Origin of the sequence: Maribellus maritimus (genome assembly GCF_022267315.1) — a bacterium.
Taxonomy (GTDB): domain Bacteria; phylum Bacteroidota; class Bacteroidia; order Bacteroidales; family Prolixibacteraceae; genus Draconibacterium; species Draconibacterium maritimum.
Genome location: NZ_JAIKLE010000158.1, coordinates 1 through 596, shown reverse-complemented (window position 1 = coordinate 596; position 596 = coordinate 1). Strand labels below are relative to the sequence as shown.

At 39.3% G+C, this 596-nt stretch carries 1 protein-coding gene; it reads right to left on the bottom strand.

Annotated features, from left to right (window positions below; all coding sequences use genetic code 11):
• On the bottom strand, window positions 1-596 hold a 596-nt coding region (locus tag K5G00_RS29515), incomplete at both ends, for a hypothetical protein (protein ID WP_238770242.1).

Here is a 596-nt window from a genome sequence, read left to right as displayed (position 1 = left end):
TCGAACTCAGCAACAGTGATTGAAGAGGCAGTTTCAGAGTAAGGGAATGTAACCTGAGTATTGAATTCAGAAATATCACAAGCTTCAATACTATCTAATGGCGGACATGAAATAACAGGACGAATGCTATCCGAGACTGTAATTATTTGAACTTGAGATGAATCATTCCCGCATTCATCGGTTACGGTCCAGGTACGTGTAATAATAATTTCGTCATCACAGGCTCCTGCCGAATTAACTTCGGTAGATGTTACAACAAGTAATGAAGCCACAGTGCAGTTATCAGATAAATCAGTAACTTCTCCAGTGATGCCTGAGGATGCATCATAATTGCAATCATCATCCTTATAAATTGTAATATCTTCAGGAACCGTAAATGACGGTAGTGTATAATCATTTAGGGTGATTATTTGTGTGCAGATTGTTGTATTCTCACAATCATCTGTAACTGTATATGTTCTTGTAATCGTTTCCGGACAATCAAGCCCGTCACTAACATCGTGATAAGTAATGGTAAATACATTACAGTTGTCGGTTGCCGTTCCTCCCAAAGCCTCGAACTCAGCAACAGTGATTGAAGAGGCAGTTTCAGAGTA